This window comes from Microbispora bryophytorum, assembly GCF_043197435.1.
In the GTDB taxonomy this organism is placed as follows: domain Bacteria; phylum Actinomycetota; class Actinomycetes; order Streptosporangiales; family Streptosporangiaceae; genus Microbispora; species Microbispora bryophytorum.
In genome coordinates this window covers 858541-884310 of the sequence record NZ_JBICTF010000003.1, presented here as the reverse complement: position 1 = coordinate 884310, position 25770 = coordinate 858541, and the positions used below count along the sequence as shown (strand labels likewise).

General features: G+C 69.8%; 27 protein-coding genes and 4 tRNA genes. 14 read left to right on the top strand and 17 right to left on the bottom strand.

Annotated features, from left to right (window positions below; translation table 11 throughout):
• Positions 1-165 precede the first annotated feature (165 nt).
• Positions 166-732, bottom strand: coding sequence for a TetR/AcrR family transcriptional regulator (locus ACGFIB_RS13270; RefSeq protein ID WP_393371383.1), 567 nt, complete (start codon positions 730-732; stop codon positions 166-168).
• Between the two features lie 116 nt (positions 733-848).
• Between ACGFIB_RS13270 and ACGFIB_RS13265 the strand changes: the two genes are divergently transcribed.
• Positions 849-1610 carry a meso-2,3-butanediol dehydrogenase gene (locus ACGFIB_RS13265; protein WP_191054471.1) on the top strand — a complete coding sequence of 254 codons (762 nt, stop codon included), beginning with the start codon at positions 849-851 and terminating at the stop codon, positions 1608-1610.
• Between the two features lie 11 nt (positions 1611-1621).
• Complete coding sequence (locus ACGFIB_RS13260) at positions 1622-2593, top strand: alpha/beta hydrolase fold domain-containing protein (protein ID WP_393371380.1); 972 nt, start codon at positions 1622-1624, stop codon at positions 2591-2593.
• 41 nt (positions 2594-2634) lie between these two features.
• Here the strand turns inward: ACGFIB_RS13260 and ACGFIB_RS13255 are convergent, their stop codons facing one another.
• Positions 2635-3258 (bottom strand): NAD(P)-dependent oxidoreductase, encoded by a 624-nt coding sequence (locus ACGFIB_RS13255; RefSeq protein ID WP_357256467.1) that lies wholly within the window; start codon positions 3256-3258, stop codon positions 2635-2637.
• Between the two features lie 102 nt (positions 3259-3360).
• Here ACGFIB_RS13255 and ACGFIB_RS13250 point away from each other — a divergent pair, with 102 nt between their 5' ends.
• Positions 3361-3798, top strand: a complete 438-nt coding sequence (locus tag ACGFIB_RS13250) for a winged helix-turn-helix transcriptional regulator (RefSeq protein ID WP_357256469.1) — start codon at positions 3361-3363, stop codon at positions 3796-3798.
• Positions 3799-4025: 227 nt separating this feature from the next.
• Here the strand turns inward: ACGFIB_RS13250 and ACGFIB_RS13245 are convergent, their stop codons facing one another.
• The 6 genes from ACGFIB_RS13245 to ACGFIB_RS13220 form a co-directional block, all read right to left on the bottom strand.
• Positions 4026-4772, bottom strand: coding sequence for an FkbM family methyltransferase (locus ACGFIB_RS13245; protein WP_393371375.1), 747 nt, complete (start codon positions 4770-4772; stop codon positions 4026-4028).
• Between the two features lie 112 nt (positions 4773-4884).
• Entirely contained in the window at positions 4885-5016 is a 132-nt protein-coding gene (locus ACGFIB_RS13240; protein WP_393371372.1) for a hypothetical protein, read from the bottom strand.
• 67 nt (positions 5017-5083) lie between these two features.
• Positions 5084-5239, bottom strand: a complete 156-nt coding sequence (locus ACGFIB_RS13235; RefSeq protein ID WP_357293904.1) for an MbtH family NRPS accessory protein — start codon at positions 5237-5239, stop codon at positions 5084-5086.
• Between the two features lie 308 nt (positions 5240-5547).
• A complete protein-coding gene (locus tag ACGFIB_RS13230) occupies positions 5548-6516 on the bottom strand; it encodes an alpha/beta hydrolase (RefSeq protein WP_373292533.1) in 969 nt (322 codons plus the stop codon).
• Positions 6517-7308: 792 nt separating this feature from the next.
• Entirely contained in the window at positions 7309-7542 is a 234-nt protein-coding gene (locus tag ACGFIB_RS13225) for a hypothetical protein (RefSeq protein WP_142570528.1), read from the bottom strand.
• 8 nt (positions 7543-7550) lie between these two features.
• Positions 7551-7841, bottom strand: a complete 291-nt coding sequence (locus tag ACGFIB_RS13220) for a DUF6247 family protein (protein ID WP_142570526.1) — start codon at positions 7839-7841, stop codon at positions 7551-7553.
• 83 nt (positions 7842-7924) lie between these two features.
• Here ACGFIB_RS13220 and ACGFIB_RS13215 point away from each other — a divergent pair, with 83 nt between their 5' ends.
• Positions 7925-8536 (top strand): hypothetical protein, encoded by a 612-nt coding sequence (locus ACGFIB_RS13215; protein ID WP_393371366.1) that lies wholly within the window; start codon positions 7925-7927, stop codon positions 8534-8536.
• A gap of 291 nt (positions 8537-8827) precedes the next feature.
• Here ACGFIB_RS13215 and ACGFIB_RS13210 read toward each other — a convergent pair.
• A tRNA-Val gene (locus ACGFIB_RS13210) sits at positions 8828-8899 on the bottom strand.
• Positions 8900-9364: 465 nt separating this feature from the next.
• On the opposite strand from ACGFIB_RS13210, the gene ACGFIB_RS13205 reads away from it, so the two are divergent.
• Positions 9365-9781 carry an SsgA family sporulation/cell division regulator gene (locus ACGFIB_RS13205; protein WP_139575157.1) on the top strand — a complete coding sequence of 139 codons (417 nt, stop codon included), beginning with the start codon at positions 9365-9367 and terminating at the stop codon, positions 9779-9781.
• A gap of 19 nt (positions 9782-9800) precedes the next feature.
• Here ACGFIB_RS13205 and ACGFIB_RS13200 read toward each other — a convergent pair whose 3' ends face one another.
• The gene (locus ACGFIB_RS13200; RefSeq protein WP_393371363.1) at positions 9801-10499 is read right to left on the bottom strand and encodes a DUF305 domain-containing protein; all 699 of its coding nucleotides are present in this window, start codon (positions 10497-10499) and stop codon (positions 9801-9803) included.
• Positions 10500-10582: 83 nt separating this feature from the next.
• On the opposite strand from ACGFIB_RS13200, the gene ACGFIB_RS13195 reads away from it, so the two are divergent.
• Positions 10583-11965, top strand: a complete 1383-nt coding sequence (locus ACGFIB_RS13195; RefSeq protein ID WP_393371360.1) for an LVIVD repeat-containing protein — start codon at positions 10583-10585, stop codon at positions 11963-11965.
• Between the two features lie 3 nt (positions 11966-11968).
• On the opposite strand, the gene ACGFIB_RS13190 is transcribed toward ACGFIB_RS13195, so the two are convergent.
• The 3 genes from ACGFIB_RS13190 to ACGFIB_RS13180 are packed head-to-tail and all read right to left on the bottom strand — an operon-like array spanning position 11969 to position 14766.
• Positions 11969-12799 (bottom strand): aminotransferase class IV, encoded by an 831-nt coding sequence (locus ACGFIB_RS13190; RefSeq protein WP_357243860.1) that lies wholly within the window; start codon positions 12797-12799, stop codon positions 11969-11971.
• A 15-nt stretch (positions 12800-12814) separates the two neighbouring features.
• Positions 12815-13828: a chorismate-binding protein gene (locus ACGFIB_RS13185; protein WP_357243863.1), complete on the bottom strand. Its 1014-nt coding sequence runs from the start codon at positions 13826-13828 to the stop codon at positions 12815-12817.
• A gap of 50 nt (positions 13829-13878) precedes the next feature.
• On the bottom strand, positions 13879-14766 hold the full coding sequence (locus tag ACGFIB_RS13180) for a LysR family transcriptional regulator (protein ID WP_357243866.1): 888 nt from the start codon (positions 14764-14766) through the stop codon (positions 13879-13881).
• Between the two features lie 126 nt (positions 14767-14892).
• Between ACGFIB_RS13180 and ACGFIB_RS13175 the strand changes: the two genes are divergently transcribed.
• Together ACGFIB_RS13175 and ACGFIB_RS13170 are read left to right on the top strand one after the other, a co-directional pair.
• Complete coding sequence (locus ACGFIB_RS13175) at positions 14893-15708, top strand: NAD(P)-dependent oxidoreductase (protein ID WP_357243869.1); 816 nt, start codon at positions 14893-14895, stop codon at positions 15706-15708.
• Between the two features lie 23 nt (positions 15709-15731).
• On the top strand, positions 15732-15869 hold the full coding sequence (locus ACGFIB_RS13170; RefSeq protein ID WP_357243872.1) for a hypothetical protein: 138 nt from the start codon (positions 15732-15734) through the stop codon (positions 15867-15869).
• A gap of 4 nt (positions 15870-15873) precedes the next feature.
• Here ACGFIB_RS13170 and hutH read toward each other — a convergent pair whose 3' ends face one another.
• The gene (gene hutH, locus ACGFIB_RS13165) at positions 15874-17421 is read right to left on the bottom strand and encodes a histidine ammonia-lyase (RefSeq protein WP_357243875.1); all 1548 of its coding nucleotides are present in this window, start codon (positions 17419-17421) and stop codon (positions 15874-15876) included.
• 62 nt (positions 17422-17483) lie between these two features.
• On the bottom strand, positions 17484-18272 hold the full coding sequence (locus ACGFIB_RS13160; protein WP_393371353.1) for an ArsR/SmtB family transcription factor: 789 nt from the start codon (positions 18270-18272) through the stop codon (positions 17484-17486).
• Between the two features lie 149 nt (positions 18273-18421).
• Here ACGFIB_RS13160 and ACGFIB_RS13155 point away from each other — a divergent pair.
• From ACGFIB_RS13155 to ACGFIB_RS13135, 5 genes are all read left to right on the top strand, one after another.
• Positions 18422-18493 (top strand) — tRNA-Gly (locus tag ACGFIB_RS13155).
• Between the two features lie 43 nt (positions 18494-18536).
• Positions 18537-18607, top strand: a tRNA-Cys gene (locus ACGFIB_RS13150).
• A gap of 14 nt (positions 18608-18621) precedes the next feature.
• Positions 18622-18696: transfer RNA gene (locus tag ACGFIB_RS13145), tRNA-Val, on the top strand.
• 380 nt (positions 18697-19076) lie between these two features.
• Positions 19077-20432 carry an MFS transporter gene (locus tag ACGFIB_RS13140; protein ID WP_357243881.1) on the top strand — a complete coding sequence of 452 codons (1356 nt, stop codon included), beginning with the start codon at positions 19077-19079 and terminating at the stop codon, positions 20430-20432.
• 2 nt (positions 20433-20434) lie between these two features.
• Positions 20435-20905, top strand: coding sequence for a hypothetical protein (locus ACGFIB_RS13135; RefSeq protein WP_357243884.1), 471 nt, complete (start codon positions 20435-20437; stop codon positions 20903-20905).
• Here the strand turns inward: ACGFIB_RS13135 and ACGFIB_RS13130 are convergent.
• Complete coding sequence (locus ACGFIB_RS13130; RefSeq protein WP_393371349.1) at positions 20846-22819, bottom strand: nSTAND1 domain-containing NTPase; 1974 nt, start codon at positions 22817-22819, stop codon at positions 20846-20848. The two genes, ACGFIB_RS13135 and ACGFIB_RS13130, sit on opposite strands and share 60 nt — an antisense overlap.
• Entirely contained in the window at positions 22806-23018 is a 213-nt protein-coding gene (locus ACGFIB_RS13125) for a hypothetical protein (RefSeq protein WP_357243890.1), read from the bottom strand. The genes ACGFIB_RS13130 and ACGFIB_RS13125 overlap by 14 nt, the downstream gene beginning before the upstream one ends.
• A 233-nt stretch (positions 23019-23251) precedes the next feature.
• On the opposite strand from ACGFIB_RS13125, the gene fxsT reads away from it, so the two are divergent.
• Positions 23252-25768 carry an FxSxx-COOH system tetratricopeptide repeat protein gene (gene fxsT, locus ACGFIB_RS13120; RefSeq protein ID WP_393371345.1) on the top strand — a complete coding sequence of 839 codons (2517 nt, stop codon included), beginning with the start codon at positions 23252-23254 and terminating at the stop codon, positions 25766-25768.
• Positions 25769-25770 lie beyond the last annotated feature (2 nt).

Below are 25770 nucleotides of genomic sequence, written 5' to 3'. Positions count from 1 at the left end.
TCCGCGGCGCAGTACCCGCAGGTAGGAGACCCAAACACGCGGTATGCGCCCGGAGACCGGCCGCCGCTGCGGCCCGGGCGGCCCTCGTCCGGGCGGCCCGTGTCCGTCCACGACGCGGCGCCGGGACCGCGCCCCCATCAAGGGCGCGAAATCACGCCTGGCCGGTCACTTCAGGGCGTTCGCGGCGAGCCGTAGATCGGTGAAGGCCCGGTCGAGGTGAGTGTGCAGGTCGTCGGTGCGGTCGGCTCCCCACCGGCGGATGGCGATCGAGTAGGTGTCCATGCCCACCTGGGCGCACAGGGCCGCGAGCGGCTCGGCGACGCCGCGGGCCCGGAGGGCGTCGGTGAGCGCGACGACGAGGGCCGCGCTCTTGGCCAGCGCCCGTTCCTGCAGGGCCGGCGTGGCGGCGATGACCGGAGCCCGCCGCTGGGTGATCGGGAGGTTGCGCTCGATCAGCGGCACGGTCTGGTGGAACGCGGCCCGCAGGGTGGGCAGTGGTCTGGTGCCGGTCGGCACCGCTGCGACCGCGCCGGTCAGCAGGTCCCGTAGCTGCGCCTCGCCGTCGAAGAAGACCTCACGCTTGTCGGCGAAATGGCGGAAGAAGGTCCGCTCGGTGACCCCGGCGCGGGCGGCGATGTCCCCGGTCGTGGTCTTGTCGTAGCCACGCTCCAGATACAGCTCGAGCGCGGCCTCCTGGAGTCGCAGCCGCACATCATCCCCGTTTCGTGGCACGGCTCTGACGCTACCACGAGCGTCAGTGACTGACATGAATTTGCGTCAGTCACTGACGCGGCGTACCGTCAGCCACTGACGCAAATGCGTCAGTTCCTGACGTAAAGAAGGTCACCGTGGAACAGCGTTTCACCGGCAAGACCGTCGTGGTCACCGGAGCCGGCTCCGGCATCGGCGAGGGCATCGCGCGGCGGTTCGCCGCCGAAGGGGCCAACGTCGTCCTCGCCGCACGGCGCAAGGACCGGCTGGAGGCCCTCGCGGCCGAGTTCGGCACCCACCGTGCGCTCCCGGTCGCCACCGACGTCACCAGCCAGGACGAGGTACAGGCGATGATCGACGCCGGCGCCGCCCGGTTCGGCGGCATCGACGTCCTGGTTTCCAACGCCGGCGTCGGCCTCGGCAAGGAGTTCGCCGAGACGACGCTGGCCGACTGGCGGCTGGTCATGTGCACCGACGTCGACAGTTGCTTCTTCGGCGCGCAGGCGGCACTGCCGTACCTGAAGGACAGTCGCGGCAGCATCGTCCAGATCGCCTCGGCCTCTGGCCTCGGCGGCGACCGCCGGCTCACCGCCTACAACGCGGCCAAGGGTGCGGTCGTGAACTTCACCCGCGGGCTCGCCTTCGACCTCGGCCAGTTCGGCATCCGGGTGAACACCGTCGCCCCGTCACTGACCGGACCGGAAGAACTGGCGACGAAGCACGCCGACCTGATCGAACGCTTCAACCAGCGCCGGGCACTGGCCGGCTTCAGCACCCCAGCCGACATCGCCGCCGCGGTCAGCTTCCTCGCCTCGGACGACGCCCGTTTCATCACCGGCGCCATCCTGCCCGTCGACGGCGGCATCACCGCCGGCAGCGGCCAGCCCTCCCTGTTCTGAAAGGACCTCCCATGCCTGGAACCATCGACGCGCTCGACCCCGAACTCGCCGCCGCGTTCGCCGCGATGCCCAAGGCCGCGAACGGCACCCTGCTCGAACTCTCCGACATCCCCGGCCTGCGTGCGCAATTCCGCGCGGCCCGCGCCCACGTGGCCCCGGCCCCGGCGGACCCGCGGGTCACGATCGAGACGCTGCGCATCCCCCGAGCCGATCGGACCGAACTCGAGGTGGTCCTCTATCGCCCAGCCGGTGCCGAGCACGCCCTACCGGCCCTGGTCTGGTTCCACGCCGGCGCCCAGGTCCTCGGCGACAACGCCCGCGACGACGACGCCTACCACACCGCTCTGGCCCTGGACCTCGGCTGCGTCCTGGCCGCCGTTGTCTACCGGCTCGCCCCGGAGACCCCGGCTCCCGGAGCCGCCGAGGACGGATACCTCGCCTACACCCACCTCGCCGAGCACGCCGTCGAGCTCCGGATCGACCCGCACCGGCTCGGACTCGCCGGTGCCAGTGGCGGCGGAGCGCCCGCCGCGGCCACCGCGCTCATGGTGCGCGACCGGCAGGCCGTACGGCCGTGCTCGCTGTCCCTGCTCTACCCGATGCTCGACGACCGCCTGGAGACGCCGTCGAGCTTCGAGGCCGTCTCCGAGGTGGTCTTCGCCCGTCCGGACATCCGGCTCGCCTGGGCCGCGGTCCTGGGCGACCGGTTGGACACCGGCGACGTGCACCCGTACTCCGCACCCGGCCGCGCCACAGACCTCGCCGACCTGCCGGACACCTTCGTCGCCGTCGCCCAGTTCGATGTGCTGCGGGACGAGGGCATCGACTTCGCCCGCCGGCTGACCGCCGCCGGAGTGCCGGTCGACCTGCACCTCTACGCCCGCGCGTTCCACGCCTGGGACCGCTTCGCGGCCACGTCGACCCTGGCCCGCTCGTTCGAGCAGACCTGGCACACCTTCCTCCGCCGCAACCTGCACGGCTGAACTGGCGGCCCGAGGGCGCGGGTCGTCGTGCGCCCCGGGCGTCACGCCTCCCGGATGCTGATGGCGGCGCGGTGGTGGCGGGGGGCGTCGACCTCGTCGAGCAGCGCGATCGCGAAGTCCGCGTACGTGATCCGGCTGGCCACGTCGCCGTGGTCGGCGGGCAGGTACCGGCCGGTGCGGGTGCCTTCGTGGTCGAAGTCGCCCGCGGGCGCCACGTACACCCAGTCCAGGTCGCGGGTCCGAAGCTCGTCAAGGCCCGCTGCGTGGCCGAGGAAGAAGTCGCGGTACTCGTTCGGATAGCCGGGCTCGTCCATCAGGGGAACACCGGACGCCCCGGGCATGACCGATGCGAGACCGACCACCACCAGGCGGGGTACGCCCGCCTTCGCCAGGCCGGTGGACAGGGCACGGGCCGACGCGGTGAAGAAGCCGTGCGGTGACACGGACAGGTCCACGGCGGCGCTGATGGCGGCGTCGTGCCCGGCGGCCGCGCGTTCGACGCTCACCGGGTCCGTGACGTCGCCCGCCACCACCCGCACGTCGCCCAGGTCGCTGTGGCCCGCGGGGTCGCGCACCACAGCGGTGACCTGGTGACCGCGCCGGCGCGCCTCCGCGACCGCCTGCCGCCCGGCCCGGCCCCCCGCGCCGAAGATCACGATGTTCATGGTGAACCACCTCTCACCAGGGCCGGGGCCCGTGCGCCCGGCCGGTGCCCGGACGCTATCCGGCGCCGCGGTTACCACCGGGATACCGGTTATCGTGAGGCCATGAGGGAACCCCTGCCCGCCGACCTGTTCGACGAGCTGTGTCCGTCCTCGCTCAATCCGATCCGAATCGGCGACAAGTGGGCGCCGCTGATCATCCGCTGCCTCGAACACGGGCCGCGCCGGTTCTCCGAGCTGCGCGTGCCGCTGAAGCGCGTCACTCCCAAGGTCCTCACCCAGTCGCTGCGGTCCCTCGAACGGGACGGTCTGGTCAGGCGCACCGTCTACGCGGAGGCCACCCCCCGGGTCGAGTACGAACTGACCCCGCTCGGGCGCAGCCTGCTCGAACCGTTGGCGGCCGCCTGCGCCTGGACGGCGGAGCACTGGGACGAACTACTCGACGCCCGCGAGTCGTACGACCACGCCGCCCGCCTCGACCCCGGGCCATCGCCCCGCACGGGGGCAACGGCTTCGAGGACACCGGAGAGCCCGGCGGCCTGACGCGTGAAGGCGCGGGCACCCAGGCGACCCCGGGACCCACCGCAGGCAAGAAGGTGCCGACGGACACACCGGTGGTGCTGAGCGAAGAAATACGGCGAATGAGACCGGCGCGCCGCGCCCGGCTCAAGGACGGTCGCGGCCCCGCCGATGCCCGGCGGAGCCGCAGCAGGCGCGGCAACGCAGGTCGCCCACATGCTGTCCGGAGTGGCAGCCGGGGCGCACCGGGGTCAGGCGCCGCGCTGCGCCGACAGCAGGTAGGTCAAGATCTCCGGGTAGACCATCGGGGACGGCCGGATCTCGCAGCGGAAGCCGCGCGCCTCCAGCACCTCCCTGATTTCGGCCATCCGGCCGTGCAGGTCCTGGACCTCCATCACCACGTTGTCGATGCGGTCCCACTGGTCGTCGGCGATGCCGCGCAGCACCTCCAGCTCCGCGCCCTCCACGTCGACCTTCATAAGGTCGATGTGCGCCAGGCCGGACAGGTGGCTCTCCAGACGGCGGACCGGCACGGTGAGGTACTCGGGCTCGTACTGCGCGGTCACATCCCAGTCGGGATGCCGCTGACGGACGACGCTGACCTGCAACTCCTTATCCTCGGGATAGCGCGTGGAGTTGCCTGGCATGTTCGGATAGTGCACGAAGGACGTGTCCTCGACACGCTCACCGATGGCCTCCCGGACGACGCGGACCCCGGTCAGCCCGTGCAGCTCGATGTTGCGGCACAGGTAGTCGGCGGTTCGCGGCACCGGCTCGAAGGCAAGAATCGAGGCGCTCGGCCACTGCCGCTTGGCGAAGACCGTGAACAGGCCGATGTTCGCGCCGACGTCGACGATCGTGGGTCTCTCCGAGAGGGAGAACTGGTCGTAGCATTCGTGCTCGAAGATTTCCTGGTACTGGAAGTTCGCCTCGTGCTCGACCGGGGCGTACAGCTTCAGCTCTTCGTCGCCCAGCATGAGCAGGTCGTTTGCCCTCACGATGTCCACTGGTCTCTCCCGGAGTGATGGGTGGCTGATTCCACCGGCCGGAGCTCTCAGAAGAGCCGGCTGGAGGGGACGTACGCCGCGGACGCGGCGAATGGCTCGCCGCTCAGGTGGTGCCTGGGACGCCGACCGTCGCCGGGTCGCGGTCGCCGAGGCGGCGGACGCACGACTCGTAGCCGGAAATGGGCGCGGCGGTGCCGGTGGCCCGGCAGCGGCTCGCAACACGTAGCAAGTCCATCGGCGGCATGAGCCGACGGTCGTGATGACCATTTACAGGTTCGCGGTCAAGGCGCCGTCGGCGATCGTCACACCCTTGGGGGTGTTCGCCGAGCCGGAGGCGTGCTGGAGGAACGCCATCCGTCCGGCTCGGCACCGAACGTCTGTGGCCAGAGCGACTGCTGACTCTCGTCATTGATCAGGACGAGAAACGTGCCGTCCTCGTCGTCATACGGGGTGATCATGGTCGCTCCCACTTCCTTGAGTCGATCGGGCGACGCCCCGCTACTTGTGTCCCCGGGGGCGTTGGCGGGCTCGACAACTCCACCGAGCCGACGGCCCGGATCCGCGTGAAGACTTAACACAAGGATGATCAACTGAGTTGAATTTTGTGTCAAGGGCACGTCCATCGACAACCCTCTGATCCCAACTCCGAACAGCCCTGGCACTGGTTGGCCGGAGATACACCCGAATGTCGCCGGTCGCGGGCACATAAACCTGATCACGTGGTTGGTGCCGGACCGGTGATGTCGGCCCGGCACCGACGACTGGCTCAGCCGTGCAGGGCTTCCTTGAGAACGGCGACGGCCTGCGCGACGGCAGCTTTGGCCGCGTGAGTGTCGTGCATGGCGTTGACCATTACGAAGTCGTGAATGATCCCCCCGTACCGCACCTGCGTGACTGGAACGCCCGCTTCACGCAGCTTGCCCGCGAACGCCTCCCCCTCGTCCCGCAGAACGTCGGCCTCAGCGGTGATGATCAGCGCGGGCGGCAGGCCGGTCAGCTGCTCGGCGGTGGCGCGCAGCGGCGAGGCCGTGACCTGTGCGCGGTCCTGCTCAATGATGGTGTACTGATCCCAGAGCCACTTCATCGCCTCGCGGGTGAGGAAGTAGCCTTCGGCGAACTCCGTGTACGAAGGGGTGTCGAAGTTGGCGTCGGTCACCGGGTAGAACAGCACCTGCTGGACGAACGAGACGTCACCGCGTTCTTTCGCCATAAGCGTCAAAGCGATGGCCATGTTGCCCCCTACCGAGTCGCCCGCGATAGCGATCTTCGAAGAGTCCAGCCCCTTCCCGGCGCCATCGGTGTCGACCCACTGAGCCACACGGTAGGACTGCTCGTTCGCGACCGGGTACTGCACGTCCGGGGAACGGTCGTACTCGGGAAAGACCACGGCCGCGTTCGCGCCGACGGCCAGGTCGCGTACGAGGCGGTCGTGGGTGTGCGCACCGCCGAACACCCAGCCGCCGCCATGGGTGTAGATGATCACTGGAAGGGTTCCGACGGCGCCTTTGGGCTTGACTATGCGGACCTTCACCGAACCGGTGGGGCCGCCGTCGACGCTGATCCACTCCTCGTCGATCTCGGGTTTGAAGATCGGACTGTCCTGCACTGCGTCGACGGCCTTGCGACCCGCCTCTGGAGCAAGCTGGTGGAGAAACGGGGGCTCCGCGGTCGCATCGATGAACCCCTGCGCCGCCTTCTCAAGCGAGATGCCCAAAGGGTTTCCTGCCATGGTCATACCTCTGCTCCTTGTGTGCCAGGTTGAATCTCAGCCGAGTTCGGCGATCGCGTCGGTGATGGAGGTCGCCGCTTCGGACGGGTGGGTCTGCATCACCAGGTGAGGAGCATCGATCTCAATCACCTTCCGCAGCCCGGCCCGCTTGTAACCGACACGCTCGACATCGGGATTGATGGTGCGGTCGGCGCTGGAGACGATTCCCAGCCCGGCTTGTCTTCCACGCGGCCACCGATGCGGGCTCCCCTAACGCGATCGTCGACAGAGGCCACTGTGATACCGCGAACGCCTCGATGTAAGCCGCGTCGCCGGACAGGCGGTGGTTGAAGACGGGTGGCACGAGGACCTTGTCGCCCTGGTCAAGTAGCCGCAGCGTCACTGGCGCCCAGCTGGCACCATCGGCGAAGGCACCGTGTACCAGCACGATGGCGGGAGTTTCAAACATCTTTTGAAATGTTGAGTCAAGCCCTTGAACCCGTCAAGCCGTGGGGTGCGTGCGGCTCGGACTGTGTGCTCTCGGGCAGCATGAGTTCGCTGTACGCGCTGCGACCGCCGGAAGGAACGGCCCTTGTACGCCCACCTCGCGCCGAACGCCCACGACGCGGTGCGTGCGGCGAACGCGATAACGCACGAGCAACGCACGATCAAAAAAAGAGCCCGGCGGCTGTGTCGCCGTCCGGGCTCTGACCTGCTGTGATGCTGGTGGGCGATACTGGGATCGAACCAGTGACCTCTTCGGTGTGAAGCAGATCATCCGATGACCGACGCGATCCGACTTGCTGCTACGTCTCGCCGTTACCCCGCCCATGTCACATTGAAGATGGTGATGAGCTCGTCGGCCTCGTCCACCTTGAAATACATGACGCCGAACTCTCCAAAGGTAGTCATCCGGAATTCGGGCTCGTCCTTGTAAAGGGAGCGCGCATCCCATGGCTCTTCCAGAAGATCCGTCGTGCGTGAGATCAGGGCATCAAGCGCCTCTCCTGGCAGGCCCTTCATCTGAGACAGCGCCGCCACGTGGAGCTCCACACGGTAGCTCATCGGCGGTCGGCCCAGCCAGGAAAAGCATCGTCCATCGACACGAACTCGTCACGCCGGCCCTCGCGAACCGCTTGCTCGGCACGGGCGAAGTCCGGATTGGACACCGCGGCCGCATGCAGTCGCCACACACGCAACAGCTCGCGGAGTTGCTGGAACCGCCATACCTCGTGGGCCGCGTCCAACGCGCTGTGGTACTCGCTGAGGAACTGCTCGTGCCACCGCTCCGGCAGCACACGCAAGATCTCCGCAGGGTCGTCCTCGGCGTGATGCACCGGCTCGGCTGTCATGCCATCAGGCTACCGCCGCGGCCTGGGGCACCCCGAATGTTCCGCCGAATCGATCAGCTCACATCGTCCGGCAGACTGTCGGCATGCGCAAGGACGATCACGTACCTGCCGACGTCGAGGCCTTCCTCTTCGATCGCGATTCGCAGATCCGCGCTTCCCGGGACGAATTGGTAGGCCGTGAAGGCGCCTGGGCAGGTGGGGTGCGGGCCGCGGAAGGGTACCTGCGCCGGGTGGTCGCCAATCTCAATCGAGTTCCCGAACTGGTCGTGGAGCACGCGGAGTTCGGACACTACGGCTCCGGCTACGCGTCGTTCGTGGACGTCTTCTTGACCCGGCGTAACGGATCCGCTCGTCGCGTCGATCTAGACGGCCACACGACGGTTCAAGGATTATCAGTGGCGTTGTGCCGCCTCGCCCCGATCGCGTGCGTGCTGTCGCCCGACGAGCGCTCCCATCACCCCGACGGTCACGGGTACCACTCCATGCCTTGCCTCAACGCCGTCACCGAAATGCCGATCTCCGGATGGGAGAAGGGCTGCGAACAGATCTTCCAGGTCCTGGATCGACACCGCATCGCCCTCGTCGGTCCTCGTCTCCTCAGCCGACCGGCCTTGCCCCACCTGAGGATCGACACGAACCTCGACGACGGACCGCCCCACTCGATCTTCGACGTCTGGTTCCACTGGATGGACTGATGACGCAACCGATCCATAGAGCACCGGAACAGTAGTCACCCAGACGAAGTGAAAGGCCGACCCGCTGGACAGCGGCCCGGCCTCCTGAACTGCACGAACATGGTGGGCGATACTGGGATCGAACCAGTGACCTCTTCGGTGTGAAGCAGATCGGCCAGACCGCCGACCTGGATCAAACAGTCCTCCCCGCCGCTGATCTCTACGGGGGGGCGGCCCGAGCGGCTAGAGGCCAAAGCTTTGAACAGCGAAAAGGCCCGTTGGAGATGTGGTCTCCGACGGGCCTTGATCGTGTGGGCGATACTGGGATCGAACCAGTGACCTCTTCGGTGTGAACGAAGCGCTCTCCCGCTGAGCTAATCGCCCGGGATCGTCTGCGCCTTGCGGCGCCGACGGGGAAAACCATACCGCACTCGAGGGGGTGGTGGCGAAAGCACGGACCGGTCGGCTCGATCGTCCCGCCTTCGTCAACACCTTCGAAAGGTTCGCCAGACCATCCCCGGCGTGGGGGTGTGGTGTCATAGCATCGTGATGCTCCATGCTCGACCTATACGCACGACCTGAGATCATTCGCCCGCAATGGCATCGCCGGCGCGGCCCCGCCGACACGCAAAGCAGAGGTAAGGACAAGCCTGTTGGTGATGTTTGAGCTGGTAGATGACCGAATGTCAAGCTGTGATCTGCGTTACAGAAGGGCCTGGAGGCGGAATCTTTCCTACGGGTCTCTTCGTTCGTCTCGTAGCACCAACGCCCGGCGAGGCCCGACCGCACAGTGAAGACGCAGTGAAAGCCCCTGACAGGGGACCCGACGACGAAAAGGTTTGGCTGACGATGAACAGCACCACCGTCTCTGCCGAGCTGGGCCTTCGGCTTGTGGTCCCCGACCGTACGACCGTCCCCCTGCTCGCCGGCCTCAGCTACACGGCCGAGGACCCGTACGCCATCCGGATGGCCTTCCACGTGGGGAACGACGAGCCGGTCGAGTGGATCTTCGCCCGTGAGCTGCTGACCGTGGGCATCGTGCGGCGCGTGGGAGACGGAGACGTCCAGGTGTGGCCGGCCCGTTCGGACGGTGAGCGAACGCTCAACATCAGCCTCACCTCGCCCTTCGGCCAGGCCCTGTTCGAGGTGCCTCTGGCCCCTCTCACCGAGTTCCTGCATCGGACCTACGAGCTCGTCTCAGCCGGTCGTGAGACCGACTTCATGGATTTGGACGAGGAGCTCACCAACATGCTCTGGAGCTCCTAGCGACGGAGCTCCTAACGACTCAGGCGGTGTCTGACGAATCGCGCCCAGCCGTGCCTGGCACAGGCGGCGACGGGCAGCATTTGTCAGACACTCCCTGGCCCAGCCTCCGCTCGATCCCCCGCATCCGCGCGATCTCGATCTGCTGGCCGGAGACGACGTCCTGGGCCATCGTCCGCATGGCCCGGTCCCGTCCTCGGCGCAGTTCCAGCGCCGCCATGCCGACCGCGCCCTCGTGGTGCCGGATCATCAGCGTGAGGAACAGCGTGTCGAAGGCGCGCCCCCGCGCCGTACGCAGGCGGGTGAGCTCCTCTTCGCTCGCCATGCCGTAGCCGCTCATCCCGTGATCGCCCGTACTGTGATCGCCCGTACTGTGATCGTGCGCGGGCGGCGGGGTGCGGCCCAGGCTTCGCAGCCACGACTCCATCACGGCGATCTCCGGGCGCTGCCCGTTCACCACCCGGTCCGCCACCGCCGTCACCAGCGGGTCCCCGGTGCGCGCCGCGGCCAGGCCGGCCATCTCCAGCGCCTGCCGGTGATGCGGGATCATCTCCTCGGCGAACCGCACGTCCGCCGCCACCGGCCCCTCCGCCGCCCGTGGGCGGGCCGGCGGGGACTCGGACTGCCCGGGGGCGCCGGGGGCGATCACCGGTGCGTCGGCGCGCGCCGGTGGAGCGGCCTCGGGCGCGCAGGCGGCCAGCACCGGCGCAACTGCCAGCACAACCGTTACCAATCCGGTCCGCACCGGCCCCGGGCTCGACATAACTTCCATAGTGGGTGATGATCCGCTGACTTGGGGGCGATGTGAGCAGAGCGAGGCTGAAGGCCGTGCTGGTGGCGGCCGTCGTCCTCCTGGCCCCGGCCTGCGCCTCCGAAGCGGAGCCCGCGTCGTCCCCGGCGGCCGCCCCGACCGGCATCCCGGGCCAGGACGAGATCCGGCACAGCCCCAACATGACGCTGGTCGCCAACGTCCCCCTGGCGGCGCCGTTCGACGGCCCGGACGACTGGGGCACCGACATGGCCTTCCAGGGCCGCTACGCGTTCGTGGGCAACTACGGGGGCTTCACGGTGCACGACATCGGCGACCCCGAGCACCCCAAGGCCGTCGCCCGGGTGCGGTGCCCCGGCGGGCAGAACGACATCTCGGTCTCCGGCGACCTGCTGTTCCTGTCGGTGGACGAACCCCGTACGGACGACACCTGCGCGAGCGACGCCGGAGACCCGGCGGCCGCGGGAGCGTGGGAGGGCATCCGCGTCTTCGACATCTCCGACAAGACCCACCCGCGCTACCTCAAGGCCGTACGCACCGAGTGCGGCTCCCACACGCACGCCGTCGTGCCGGGCAGCGACGCGGGCACGGTCTACCTGTACGTCTCCTCCCCCGGCCCGGAACCGGACACGACGAACTGCCGGCCGCCCCACCAGAACATCTCGATCGTCGAGGTTCCCGTCGCCGACCCCGGGCAGGCGCGGGTCGTGGCCAAGCCCGAGTTGTTCGCGGGCAGGCCGGCGGGCGAGGAGGAGACGGGCGGCTGCCACGACATCACCGTCTACCCCGACAAGGACCTGGCCGCGGGCGCCTGCTTCGGCGACGGCGTCCTGCTGGACATCTCCGACCCGGTGCACCCCACGCTGCTGCAGACCGTGCGCGACGAGAAGAACTTCTCCATCTGGCACTCGGCCACGTTCGACAACGAGGGCACCAAGGTCGTCTTCAGCGACGAGATGGGCGGCGGGATGGCCGCCACCTGCCTGCCCTCGGTGAGCGCGACCAAGGGAGCGGACGCGATCTACACGCTGACGCCGGAGCGCAGGCTCGTCCGGCAGGGCTACTTCAAGATCCCGCGGGTCCAGAGCGCCGAGGAGAACTGCGTGGCCCACAACGGCGCGCTGGTGCCCGTCCCGGGCCGCGACGTGATGGTCCAGGGGTGGTACATGGGCGGAGTCTCGGTCTGGGACTTCACCGACTCCGCCCATCCCCAGGAGATCGCCTACTTCGAGCGAGGGCCGCTGCCGCCGGATCTTCACCTCGGCGGCTCCTGGTCGGCCTATTACTACAACGGCTACATCTACTCCAGCGACATCACCAAGGGCCTCGACGTGCTGCGCTTAGACGACCCCCGGACCGATCCCGCCAAGGCCGTGCGCCTGGAGGAGCTCAACGCCCAGAGCCAGCGCCCGTACTGAGGATCACGGGTCGAGGTCGGCCGCCGAACGCTCCGCGAAGACCTTCATGGCCTCCAGCGTGACCGGCCCGGGTGCCTGCGGCAGCACCTTGCCGTCCACGGCCCTGATCGGCTGGATGTCACGGGTCGTGGAGGTGAGGAACGCCTCCTCGGCCTCGTACAGCGCCGAGATCGGCACGTCGGCCTCCTCGCCGCCGCACCATTCGAGGGTGAGCGCGCGGGTGACGCCGGCCAGGCAGCCGGAGGAGAGCGTCGGGGTGATCAGGCGGCCGCCGGTGACGAAGAAGATGTTGCTTCCGGTGCCCTCACACAGGTTTCCGGCGAGGTTCTCGAAGATCGCCTCGGCGCCGCCGCGCTCCTTGGCGTAGGCCAGGGCCTTGGCGTTGTCGCCGTAGGAGGTGCTCTTGACTCCGGCCAGCGCGCCGCGCTCGTTGCGGGGCCAGGGCACCACGGTGACGTCGGCCGTGGCGGGGAACGGCGCCTGCTCGCCCACGATGACGATCGCGCTCGTGCCGGCCGACCCCCGGTCGGAGCCGAGCGGCCCGGGGCCGCTGGTGTAGGTGATCCTGATGCGCGCCAGCGGCCACTTCGGCGCGGCCGCCAGGCAACGGCGCACGCCGTCGGCGATCGCGGCGAGGTCGGGCTCGGGCAGGTCCATCCGCTTGGCCGACAGCGCCAGCCGGTCGAGGTGGCGGGTCAGCGCGAAGGACTCCCCGTTCACCGCCTTGACCGTCTCGAACACGCCGTCGCCGACCATCAGCCCGTGGTCGTACACCGAGACCACGGCCTTGTCGGGCTCGTACAGCTCCCCGTTCACCCAGATGGGTACAGACATCTCCTGCTCCGTTCGTTACCGATGTCGCGGCCCGCCCGCGGACGCGAGGCCGATGAGCCGGGCGGCCTTGAGCTCGGTCTCGTGCCATTCCCTCCGGGGGTCGGACCCCCAGGTGATGCCCGCGCCCGTACCGAACCGGATCCTGTCGTGCTCGATCCAGAAGGTGCGGATGCCGACCGCCAGCGCCCCCTCGCGCCGGTCGGCGTCGACCCAGCCCACGGCCCCACAGTACGGCCCGCGGGGCTCCGGTTCGAGCTCGTTGATGATCCGCAGCGCCGAGGACTTCGGCGCTCCGGTCACCGAACCCGGGGGGAAGGTGGCGGTGATCAGCTCCGGCCAGCCGGCGCCGCCGGCCAGCCGCGCCTTCACCGTGGACACCAGGTGCACGAGCCCGGGGTGCTCCTCGACCACGAACAGCGAGGGCACGCTCACCGAGCCTACCTCCGCCACGCGGCCGAGGTCGTTGCGGACCAGGTCGACGATCATGAGGTTCTCGGCGTAGTCCTTGTCGAGGAGGTCGTCCGCCGTCACGCCGGTGCCCTTGATCGGCCGGGACTCGACCACCGCGCCGCTCCTGGACAGGTACAGCTCCGGCGAGGCCGACACGACCGTCAGCCCCGGCACGCCCACCACGGCCGCGTACGGCGCGGGGTTGCCCTCCGCCAGCCGTACGGCGAGGGCGAGGGGGTCCACGTCCGGCGCGGGCAGCGGCGCGGACAGGATGCGGCAGAGGTTGGCCTGGTAGACCTCTCCCCGCTCGATGTAGTCCCTGATCCGCCGGACGCCCCGCTCATACCCCTCCCGGTCGAGGGACGTGGCCCAGGCGCCGGGGTCGGGTCCCCGCCACCGGCCGCGCGGCGTGGGCAGCGGAGCGGGCCGCACCGTGTCGAACCGCGCGCAGACGACCTTCCCCTCGTACGACACGACCACCGCCCACCAGCCGGAGCCGTCGAGAGCGGCCAGGTCGGTGGTCACCTCCCGCAGGCCGGTGGCCAGGTATCCCCCGATGTGGGCGAATGCGTCGTACACGTGTCCATTGTCGCGTCCCCGGGCGGCCGGGTGGCTCCCGGAGCCGTGAATCAGACGGCCCGCCGGGTCAGCAGGCCGAGCAGCGCGCGGGCGGCCGGGAGCGGGGCCCTGCGCGGCAGGGCGGCGTACACGGTGCGGCGCGGCGCGAACTCGCCGAGCGATCGCAGCGCCACGTCCCCGCGTACGGCGGGCGCGGCCATGGCCGGCACCAGCGTCACCCCGAGCCCGGCGGCCACATAGCCGAGCTTGCCGGTCCACTCCCCGATCCGCAGCTCGACCCTGGGCGCGAAGCCGGCCCGGGCGCAGGCGGCGCCGAGCATGGTCACGGTGCCGGGAGGTGCGCCCTCGATCCAGCTCTCGTCACGCAGGTCGCGCAGGTCCACCTTCTCGCACCCGGCCAGCGGATGGTCGGCGGGGAGGGCGACGAGCAGTTCGTCGTCCATCAGGCGGGTGACCTCCACCTCGGGACCGGCCCCCAGCCCGGAGGGGTAGTCGCTCACCACCGCGATGTCGATCTCCGCGCGGCCGAGTCCGTCCATGAGCACGGTGCTCAGGCCCTCCACCATGCCGACCGTCACCTCGGGGCGGGCGGCCCGCAGGTCGCGCAGGGCGGCGGGGACCAGCACGGCGTTGGCCGTGGCGAACGCGCCGACCCGCAGCCGCCCGCCGCTGCCCTGGTGGATGGCGGCGAGCTCCTCCGCCGCCCGGCCGAGCCGCTCCAGCACCTCGCGGGCGTAGCGGTGCAGCGTCCGGCCCGCCGGCGTCAGCCGTACCCCCCGGGGCAGCCGTGCGAACAGCGGGCCGCCCGCCTGGGCCTCCAGGGACGCGATGCGCCGGGACACGGCCGACTGGGTGTAGTTGAGCTGGATCGCGGCGGCCGTGAACGACCCCGTCCGGGCCACGACGTCGAGCAGAACAAGCGCGTCGGTGTCGAACATGCTCCATCCGTGAGGCAGGGGATCCACAAGCGAAGGGAATGGACGCCATGCAATCTAGTCGCTGGTGGAGTGGTTTCTCCCTCCAATAATGTCCAGGACATGATTGCTTTTCTTGGTTTGGGGCGTATGGGTGTCCCGATGGCCGGCCGCCTCGTCGCCGCCGGTCACAAGGTGATTGTGTGGAACCGTACGCCACGGGAGATGCCGGGCGCGGAGGCGGCCCCCTCCCCCGCCGCGGCCGTCGCCGGAGCGGACATCGTGATCACCATGTTGAGTGATCCGGATGCCGTGTCCGAGGTGGTGCTGGCCGCGCTGCCGGGGCTGCGGCCGGGATCGGTGCTGGTGGAGATGTCCACGATCGGCCCCGACGCGGTGCGGCGGCTGCGCGGCCTGCTCCCCGAGAGTGTGGGCCTGGTCGACGCCCCCGTGCTGGGCAGCGTGGGCCCGGCCGCCGAGGGAACGCTGGCCGTGCTCGCCGGGGGCCGCGCGGAGGACCTCGACCGCGTGTCGGAGGTGCTGGGGGTCTTCGGGACGGTCCACGAGGCGGGCGGGCCGGGATCGGGCGCCGCGACCAAGCTCGCCGTGATGAGCGCGCTGGTGACCGCCCAGGCAGGGCTCGCGGAGACGCTGGCCTACGCGGACGGCCTCGGGGTCGGCCGCACCGCCCTCCTGGACGTCCTCGGGGCGACGCCGCTCGCCGGGCTGGCGGAGCGGCTGCGGCCGGTGGTCGAGTCGGGCCCCTTCGAGACGAGGTACGCCCTCGGCCTGGCCGCCAAGGACCTGCGGCTGGCCACGGAGGGGCCGGGAAGCCACCAGACGGTGACCGCCGCCGCCCGTGACCTGCTCGCGGACGCGGTCGCGGCCGGGCTGGCGGGGCACGACCTCACCGCCGTCGTTCCGTTCGCGGCGTCCCGGACCGCGCGAACCCCCACCGAGTCCTGAACATCAGGACGTTCCCGACCGGCATGGACCGGCCGCACGAGTGCGGCCCGGTCCTCAGCCGGTTCGTCACCCGCGAGCCGTCCGCCGGCGCGACCGTGCGGGCCGGACGGCTGTTCCGGCCGGAGCCGGCGAAGGGGGTCGAGGTGGTCACCGCCCCCTGAGGTCTCAGCCCAGGGGGCCGACGGCGGACTCGGCGGCGGCGACCACGGCGCCGGTCTCGACGAGCCGGACGACCGCCTCGATCTCCGGCGCGAGGAAGCGGTCGGGCCCCGGCCCCGCCACCGCCTCGCGCAGCGCCTCGACCACCGCACCGGTCCCCGGCGCGGGCGCGTACGGCCCGCGCAGGTCGAGCGCCCTGGCGGCGGTCAGCAGCTCGATCGCGAGCACGCGGGTGAGCCCGTCGACGGCGCGGCGCAGCTTGCGACCCGCCGACCAGCCCATCGAGACGTGGTCCTCCTGCATGGCGGAGCTCGGGATCGAGTCCACGCTCGCCGGCACCGCCAGCCGCTTCAGCTCGGACACGATCGCCGCCTGGGTGTACTGCGCGATCATGTGGCCGGAGTCGACGCCCGGGTCGTCGGCGAGGAACGCCGGGAGGCCGTGGCTGCGCGCCACGTCCAGCATGCGGTCGGTGCGCCGCTCGGCGATCGACGCGAGGTCGGCCGCCGCGATGGCCAGGAAGTCCAGGACGTACGCCACCGGGGCGCCGTGGAAGTTGCCGTTGGACTCCACCCGGCCGTCGGCGAGCACGACGGGGTTGTCGATGGCGCTGGCGATCTCGCGGGCGGCGACGGCGGAGGCGTGGGCGAGGGTGTCTCTGGCGGCGCCGGCGACCTGGGGGGCGCAGCGCAGGGAGTAGGCGTCCTGGACACGGGTGCAGGAGCCGTCGCGGTGGGAGGCCATCACGCCCGAGCCGGCGAGCAGCGTCCGCATGTTCGCCGCCGCCAGCGCCTGGCCGGGATGGGGCCGCAGCGCCTGCAGGTCGGCCGCGAACACGTAGTCGGTGCCGAGCAGCGCCTCCACGCTCATCGCGGCGCTGATGTCGGCGGTGGTGAGGAGCCGCGACAGGTCGTGCAGCGCGAGCACGAGCATGCCGAGCATGCCGTCGGTGCCGTTGATCAGCGCGAGCCCCTCCTTGGCGGCCAGCTCGACGGGCTCGACGCCGTGTTCCTTGAGCGCCTCCGCGGTGGGCAGCAGGCGTCCCTCGGCGTCCCTCACGACGCCCTCACCCATGATCGTCAAGGCGACGTGGGAGAGCGGGGCGAGGTCACCCGAGCAGCCGAGGCTGCCGTACTCGTGGACGACCGGGGTGAGCCGGGCGTTCAGCAGGGCCTCCAGCACCTGGGCCGTGGCCGGGCGCACGCCGGTGTGCCCGGTGGCGAGCGTGCGCAGGCGCAGCAGCATCATGGCGCGCACGACCTCCGGCTCCACCTCCGGCCCGGAGCCGGCCGCGTGCGAGCGGACGAGGCTGCGCTGGAGCCGGGCGCGCAGCGAAGGGTCGATGTGCCGGGTGGCGAGGGCGCCGAACCCGGTGGAGACGCCGTAGGCCGGGGTGTCGGCCTCCGCGAGCTCCTCGATCCGCCCCCGCGAGGCGGCCATCTCGGCGATCGCGTCGTCCGTCAGGCGGACCTGTGCGCCGTATCTCGCTACCCGTACCACGTCGTCGAAGGCGAGCGGTCCCGGGCCGACGGCCACGACCTCGCTGTCGTGCATCGTCCCACTCTTTCACGTCGTGCCGCTCGCACCCTGCGCGCGTGGCGAGTAACTAGCGTACCTCAGTTTAGGTCCTTACAGCCAAAGATCCTTTCCAATCCCTCCCGTCCCGTGCCGGTCAGCCGCAGGGCACGGGGCACGGTGCCGCGCACCAGCCACTCCCGCGCCAGGAGCCGGTCCAGGACCGCCGCGCCGAGCGCTCCGCCCAGGTGCGGGCGGCGCTCCAGCCAGTCGAGGCAGTCGGGGGCGAACCTGCGGCGGGCGCGGCGCACCCGGTCCACGTCCACGCCGAGCTCCGTCAGCGCCTGCGCGCCGCTCGCGGTCAGCAGGCAGCCGCCGTCGGCCTCGATCAGGCCCCCCTCGCGCACCAGCGCGTCGTACAGTTCGACCCCCACCCGGCCCGCCAGGTGGTCGTAGCAGCTGCGGGCCTCCCGCAGCAGCCGCGCCTGCCGCGACTGCCGCAGGGACCGCACGGCGACGCGCCCGCTGATCCGGGCCAGCACCTCCAGGGTGCGGGCGACGTCGGGGCCGGCGAGGCGGTAGTAGCGATGCCGTCCCTGTTTGACCACGGTCACCAGACCCCCGTCGAGGAGCCGGGCCAGATGGGAGCTCGCGGTGGGGGCGCTCACCCCCGCGATCCTGGCCAGCTCCCCCGCCGCCAGCGCCCTGCCGTCGAGCAGCGCGGTGAGCATCGCCGCGCGGGCGCCGTCCGCGATCAGGGCCGCGACGGGGGCGATGTCGGCGTCCCCCGCGATCTCGGCGTTCTCCCCGATCTCGGCCGTCCCGGGCTCCGCAGCGTCCCCTGCGGCGCCGGGGACAGCGGCGTGTGTGCGGTCATGTGTCACAGACATGCTTTGACGCTAACGCGGGGACGGTTCGACGGAGATGGAAGCATCGGCCGGAACCCGCGGCGTGAGCAGGGAGAACGTCGTTGATTTGGGGAGTGGGCGAGACATTGGATAAAGTCTTCCCGTGAGCCCGGCCGGACAGAGCCGGGAACGCGGAAGTGGCTCAGTGGTAGAGCATCACCTTGCCAAGGTGAGGGTCGCGGGTTCGAATCCCGTCTTCCGCTCGGAGCTTGACACTGTGGAGCTTCACACTGTGCGGCTCGACACGGTGGAGTGGCCGAGAGGCGAGGCAGCGGCCTGCAAAGCCGCGTACACGGGTTCAAATCCCGTCTCCACCTCTTGGTTCGTCCAAGGGCGATTAGCTCAGCGGGAGAGCGCTTCCCTGACACGGAAGAGGTCACTGGTTCAATCCCAGTATCGCCCACCAGGCAACACGACGAAGGCCGGATTCCCCTAGGAATCCGGCCTCTCGGTCGTTCAGCCGGCACCTGCCCCCCGCCCCCGCCTCCGCTCGCGCGGGAGTGGAGGTGGCGGCGCGGCGTCTCCGCGGCCCGCACCGGCCCAGGAACCAAGATCAGCCGCTACATCCCCGATCCGGCCCTTATAAATCGATTGCACCATTTGCGGGATGCTGTCGCAAAACATCCCTACTTGGCACAAGTGGGACATTAAGGTTGATTAAATAGCAACCCTGCGAGGCACGAACACGTCTTTGGGCATGACCACTATCGCTACACTTCCCTATCTGGGTGGCGAACCGTGAGGCAGGCAGCCCACCTACTATGAGCGAAGCGGTGGGATCCAGCGATGCACGGTGTGGCCCGGCGGCCTGGCCGCCGCAAGTTGGGGCGCAATTTCGGGCTACTGTGGTCAGGCTCCGTCATATCCCTGGTCGGAACCGTCAACACCACCGTCGCGGTTCCCCTTGTGGCGCTCATGCTCACCGGGTCCGCGTTCGACGCGGGTCTCGCGGGGTTCGCCGGAACGCTGCCACGCCTCGTCATGCATATTCCCGCCGGCTTCATCGCGGACCGGGTGGACCGGCGCAAGGTGCTGGCCTTTGCCCAACTCGGGCGATTTGTAGTGGCAATATCGCTCGGATTCGCGCTGTTGTCCGGGAATTGCACGATCGGGTGGCTGATCGCGGGGGTCGTCCTCGACGGTTCCTTCGCCGCGCTCTTCGAAATCGCGGAGATGTCGATAGTGTCGCAGGTCGTCCAGAGGGACGATCTCGACGAGGCCTCGGCACGCAACGAGGGCCGCAATTTCGTGGCGACCCTCTCCGGGCGTCCCCTCGGCGGCACGCTCAGCGCGCTGGGCGCGGGTTTCCCCTTCTTCGCCGCGGCGGGGGCGCTGCTGGTTTCGACGGGTCTCTTCTGCCGGCTCGGCCGGCGCGATCCCCTCGTTCCGCTTCCGCCGCGTGACCGCACCACGGGGTTCCGGCGCCGGGCACTGGTCGGCTTCAGGATCCTCCGCGACGACCCGTTGCTCCGGCGTACGGTGGTGATCTGCGCGCTCACCAACTTCCTGTTCCAGGTCGTCACCCTCGACATGATCGTGATGGCCAGGCAGGACGAGGTCTCCGCGGCCCTGGTGGGCGTCCTGCTCGCGGCCTCCGGGGTCGGCGGTCTGCTGGGCGCCTCGTTCGCGCCCAGACTTCTCGGCTGGCTGAAACAGCCCGGCAGGGCCGTGAGCGCATGTGTCATCGGCTGGTGGTTCGCGTTGTGCCTCTTCGCGGCCGTGCATCATCCCCTGGGGTGGCTCATCGCCTGGGCGGCGGTCGGATTCATCGGGTCGCAGATGAGCGTGTTGCGCGGGACTTACCAAGCGAGGGTCGTACGGCCGGAATGGCAGGGCCTGGTGAGCGGCTTCAACCAGTTCCTGACCCATGGCGCCGTCTTTCCGCTGGCGCACATCTTCGGCGGAGTCGCGATCGAGACCCTCGGCCCGACGACGATCGCCATGGCCACCGCCGGGACGGCGACCGCTCTCCTGGCGCTGAACTTCGCCAGGGGCTGGCGCAACTTGCAGTGGAGCGACCAGAGTCTGCACAAACCCGGGCAGGCACCGTTGTCTCGGGAGGGCTCGGATAGGAGCATTGGCCCGTGGTTGTCTGGATCGGCCTTATCACCTCGCTCATCACCGGCACGAGTGCCGTCTTAGCGGTGATCGCGACTCAGTCGGCCACCACGCGACGCGAGGCGGCGGCCAAGGAGCGAGAACGACAGGACGCCGCGGATCGCGAGCGCAGGGAGTGCCACGAACGGCTGATCGAGGCGGCCATGAAGCTGCGTGCCCATCTGGAGTTCATCGGAAGATCACGCTGGCCGGACATGGACGCGCGGCTCGCGCGGCTGGAGGAACTCGCCACCGAAGTCTCCGTCGCGTCGGGGATCACCGCCCGGCACGAGGACCCGGACACCATCAGAGCGGCACGCGCCCTGTCGAAGATCGCCGTCGAGCTGGCCGCCGAGGTGGCCGCCGCGGTCGGCCCCGAGGGGGAACTGCGGAGCCTTATCCCCTTCCGTCCGTTCGACGAACGGCTGGACGAGTTCCTCGCACTGGCAGCCCACGGCTCAGTGATCGTGCCCGTGGTCGAGAAGGCTCCTCGCCGACTCCTTCTGCCGCGGCGATAGGGGCGGCCCGGTGGCCGCGATAGCCTGCCGGGCCAGCTTCGCCGCTTTGCCGGAGTCGCCGCTGAGGGTCTCGACCCGGGCCGCGTAGAGGAGAGCGGGCCCGTTCGTCGGCCCCTCGGCCACGATGGCGTCGACCTCGCGCTCTGCCTCCGCGGGGCCGAGCTGTTCGAGGGTGGCCAGGGCGAGCGCACGGGCGGCCCGGGTCGCGGGCCAGGTGCGGCTGCTCACCCGCCGCAGGTCGCGCATGGCGGCCTCGGCCCGGCCCTGCTCGGCGTTGAACTCCCCGCGCGCCCGCAGGGCCGTCAACTGATCGCCCTCGTCTCGCAGGACGCTGTCGAGTTCCGTCATCGCCCGGCTCCGGTGGTCCGTCAGCCAGAGCGCTCGCGCCAGCTCGGTGCGCAGGGCGAGGTCCCGCGGCAGGAGGCTCTTGGCCTCCTCGAACTTGCGCACCGCCGACGAGAGCTCGCCCATCTGGGCCATCACCTGCCCGATCGCGCTCAGCATCCGGCCCGCCGCCGCGGAGTCGCCGAGGTCGGCATGGCACTGCAGCGCCAGCCGATACCAGGAGAGCGCCTTGTCGAGATGCTGCCGGGCCGTCTCCTCCTGGTGCGCACGATCCGAAGGAGCGTCCGCCTCGGAAAGGATCGCCTGAACGGCACGAGCACGTTCGATCTGGATGTCGCCGAGCAGGGTGTGGATCTCCGCCACCGAGGTCGCCTCGGCGACCTCCAGGGCGTTGAAGGCCTGTTCTTCCGCGCTGTCCAGATCGCCCGCGGTGAGAGCGGTCACGGCGGATTCCACCCCTGCCCAGGTGCCGGGAGGAGCGATCGGTTGGAGACGGGTGAGAGCGGACCGGAAGTCGTCGTGCAGGAGGCGTATCCCGTCGCCCAGAACCGACCGCAGGAGATGCCGGTCCTCAAGGGCGTGCACGATCGGATTGCTCATTCCGGCGGTCTCCGCCGTGCCCTGTTTGACGGAGTGCCCGTCCGCGAAGGCCGCCACAGCCCACGCGTGCAGCGAGGCGGGATCCTGCCCGAAGGCGCCCCCCACCTCGGCGAGCACGCCACCCAGGAAGTGCGCGAGGGCGTTGCCGGAGTCGGCGAGCCTGAACACGTGCTCGGGGCGGATGAGCTGGAGCGTCGGAGGGAGCCTCGCCCACAGCCACCGGCAGACGATCTGCAGGACGACCGGCTCGACCGCGTCACCGCCCAGTATGTCGAGGAGCTGGGCGGCGGCCCCCGCGGTGAACCTCCGTGTGGTCCCCTCGGCCGGGCGGCTGATCGCCTCCATCGCGGCTTCCGCGCCCAGGGGTCCGAGCGTCAGCCACGCGGCCCGGCCGACGAGCGCGCCGTAGTGGCCCAGGTCGTCGCGCCGGCTCTCCCGGACGATTAGGAGCAGCCGTAGCTCCGGATGGCTGTCGAGCGCGTCGACGAGCTCCTCGACGAAGGACTCCCGGAACTGCGCACGGTAGGGGCCCCCCAGGAAGAACTCCTCGAACTGCTCGACCGCGACGAACAGGGGGCCCGGCTGCCTGCGGAGCAGGCGGGTCACATAGTCCGTCAGGCTCATGCCCGCCAGAACGCCGGCGGGTTCCAGCGGCGCCAATGTGGTGAGCAACGAGAGCGTCCACGGGTTGTGGCCGGGCGGAAGGGCCGCGACCGGACCGCCGATGAATCGGCCGACCCGTCCGACACGCGCGTGCGGGAGTCCTGGGAGAACGCCCGCCCGCAGCAGCGACGTCTTACCGGATCCGGTGTCCCCGCTGAGGACCGTCAACGGAAACCGTGACCACGACCGGGTCAGTTCCCGCGACTCCTCAGCCCGGCCGAAGAAGACCGCGGCGTCGTCCGTCTGGAAAGGGGTGGCTCCGGGATAGGGATGCCGTTGGCTCCCGGGAGCGTCATGAGCGATCATCGGCCGGGTCGGCCCCATCACGCCGCGCCGGACCCGCGACGGACTGGAAACCGGCGACGGGCGCCGCCGACTCGGTGTCGGCGAGGATCCTTTGCAACGCGAGGAACAGGGCGGAGTCGTCGCAGCCGTCCAACATTTTCGGATCGAGCTTCGGCAGGCCGATCGTCCCGGAGCGTTGAATAACGGCCTGTTCGAACACCGCGCCCACTCCCGCCCGATTGATCCGAGAACAGGTCCTGAGATCTCATGGACCGTATCTAAACTATAGGCATCATTTCCGCGAGTGTCGAGACTGGCATCCATCGGGAACGTTCCGATTCGGCCGACCCTATTACATTGCCCACGGAGGCCGAAAAAAGCGATCCAAGAATATGGGCGGCAAAGGTTGCATACTGAAGAACAATAGACTTCTTCACGGGTAGGAGGACGCTGGTGCCGGCGCTTGAGACTCCTGGTCCGGAACCTCGCATCTGGGGAAGTCGCATTCCGCTCCGCAACGCGAACTTCACGGGCCGCGAGGCCGCTCTCGGTGAGTTGCGCGGGCAGATGTTCGAAGGGCCGACCGCGATCCTCCCGCATACTCTTCGCGGCATGGGGGGCGTCGGCAAGACGCAGCTCGTCATCGAATACGCGCATCGGTTCAAGGGCGACTACGACGTCGTCTGGTGGATCGCCTCCGACATTCCCCTGCTCATTCCCGGCGCCCTGGGCGCGCTGGCGGAGAAGCTGGGCCTCCCTCCCGCCAAGGTCGTCGGCATCGACGAGGCGAGCCGGTCCGTGCTGGACGCTCTGCGCAGGGGCGACCCCTACAAGCGCTGGCTCCTGATCTTCGACAACGTCAACAAGGCCGAGGACATCATGAAGCTGATTCCGGCCGGACGGCCGGAACAGGGACACGTACTGATCACCTCGCGCAACCCTCGCTGGGAGGGCGTCGCGAACACCATGGTGATCGACGTCTTCGATCGCGAGGAGAGCATCGAATTCCTCGGCAAGCGCGCCGGGAGGATGCCGCCGGAAGAGGCGAGGCGGCTCGCCCACGAGCTCGGCGATCTCCCGCTGGCGCTGGAGCAGGCCGGGGCGCTGCAGGTGGAGACGGGCATCTCCACCGAGGAGTACCTGGATCTGCTGGGCAGGCAGCCGCTCGAGGTGATGGACGAGAACCAGCCGATGGAGTACCCGCGGTCGATGACCGCGGCATGGCGTCTGTCGATCAACGCCCTTGAGGACCAGCTGCCGGAGGCCCTGCAGGTTCTCAGGTGCGCCGCCTTCTTCGGCCCCGAGCCGATTCCCACCGACCTGTTCCGCTGGGGGAGCTCCGCAGGCGTGGGCCCGCTGCTCGCCCCCATCCTCGGCAACCCGATCCTCCGCACACGGGCGCTTCGCGCGATCAACAACTTCGCCCTCGGGCGGATCGACGACCGCGCCATCCAGATCCACCGGCTGGTCCAGAGGCTGCTCAGGGCCGACCTCGAGCCTGAGCAGACGCAGGTGTACGTACGCGAGGCGCAGATGCTGCTCGCCGCCGCGCGTGGGCTCCAGCCGGAAAACGAGGCCAACTGGGGCGTCTTCAGCAGGTTCGTGCCCCATCTCGACCCCGTCGGCGCCGCGACCACGACGAACGCCCGGCTGCGCGATCTCGCCCTCAACGTCGTCCGCTACCTCTACCTCGTCGGTGACACGGAGTCGTCCCGGACCTTCGCGGCCAGGTTCCGGGACGAGTGGAGCGACCTGTCCGGCATGGACGACCACCACGTCCTGACCGCGGAACACCACCTGGCCAACAGCCTCCGGCAGGACGGGCGTTTCGACGACGCGTTCGCCCTCCTCGAAGGGACGCTGCAACGGGGGCGGCGCGTTCTCGGCGACGACGACGACGTGGTGCTGCTCCTGACCAACTCGTTCGGGGCCAGCCTGCGGGCCAAGGGCATGTTCAGGGAGGCCGTCGCCCACGACGAGGATTCACGGCGCCGGCACGCGAAGAAGTACGGGGAGGACGACCCCCGCACCCTGCGCACGATCAACAACCTGGCCCTCGGCTACGCACTGGTGAGCGACTACGGCGAGGCGGTCAAGCTCCAGACGCAGGTCCACGATGTCCGCAACAGGCCGGGAGTCGGCAGCAAGCTGGACCTGCTCGTCTCCTTGGGAGGCCTGTGCCAGGCCGTCCGCCTGGACGGGGATTACCAGGCGGCGTACGACCTCGGCGTCGACGCCCTGGAGTACGGCAGGGCCGAAGTGGGCGCGGACCACGTCCACACCCTGGCGGTCGCGGTCGACCTCGCGATCGCCATGCGGCGGCTGGGCCGGATCGAGGACGCTCTGGAGCTGGCCCGCGACACCTACAACCGGTACGAGTCGATCCTGACGGCCGCGCACCCGCACACGGTGTCGGCGGCGATCTGCCTGGCCAACGCGCTGCGGACCGACGGCCGGCTCAAGGACGCCCTGGCGTTGACCCGGGTCGTCGTGGAGGGGCTGCCACGCATCTACGGGCCCGGCCACCCGTTCACGCTGGCGGGGCGCGGCAACCTCGCTCTTCTGCAGCGCGTCAACGGCGACCCGGCGGCGGCCAGGACGCTCAACGAGCAGGTGCTCCAGAGCCTCGACGAGAACCTGGGCCGAAAGCACCACTACTCGTTGACCGTCGCCATGAACCTGGCCAACGACCTGCACGAGCTCGGTGAGCACGAAGCGGGCCTCGATCTGGACACGCGGACCCACGCGCTCCTGCAGGAGCTGCTCGGCGCCGAGCATCCGATGACCCTCGGGTCGGCCGCGAACCTGACCGACAGCCTGAGGACGGCGGGCAAGACCGAGGACGCGCACGCCCTTCACAGGGCGACGCTCGCCGTCTACGACAAGAGACTGGGCGTCCGGCATCCCGACACCGTCCTGGCGAGGTCGGGTGGCCGTCTGGACTTCGACTTCGATCCCCCGCGCTTCTGACT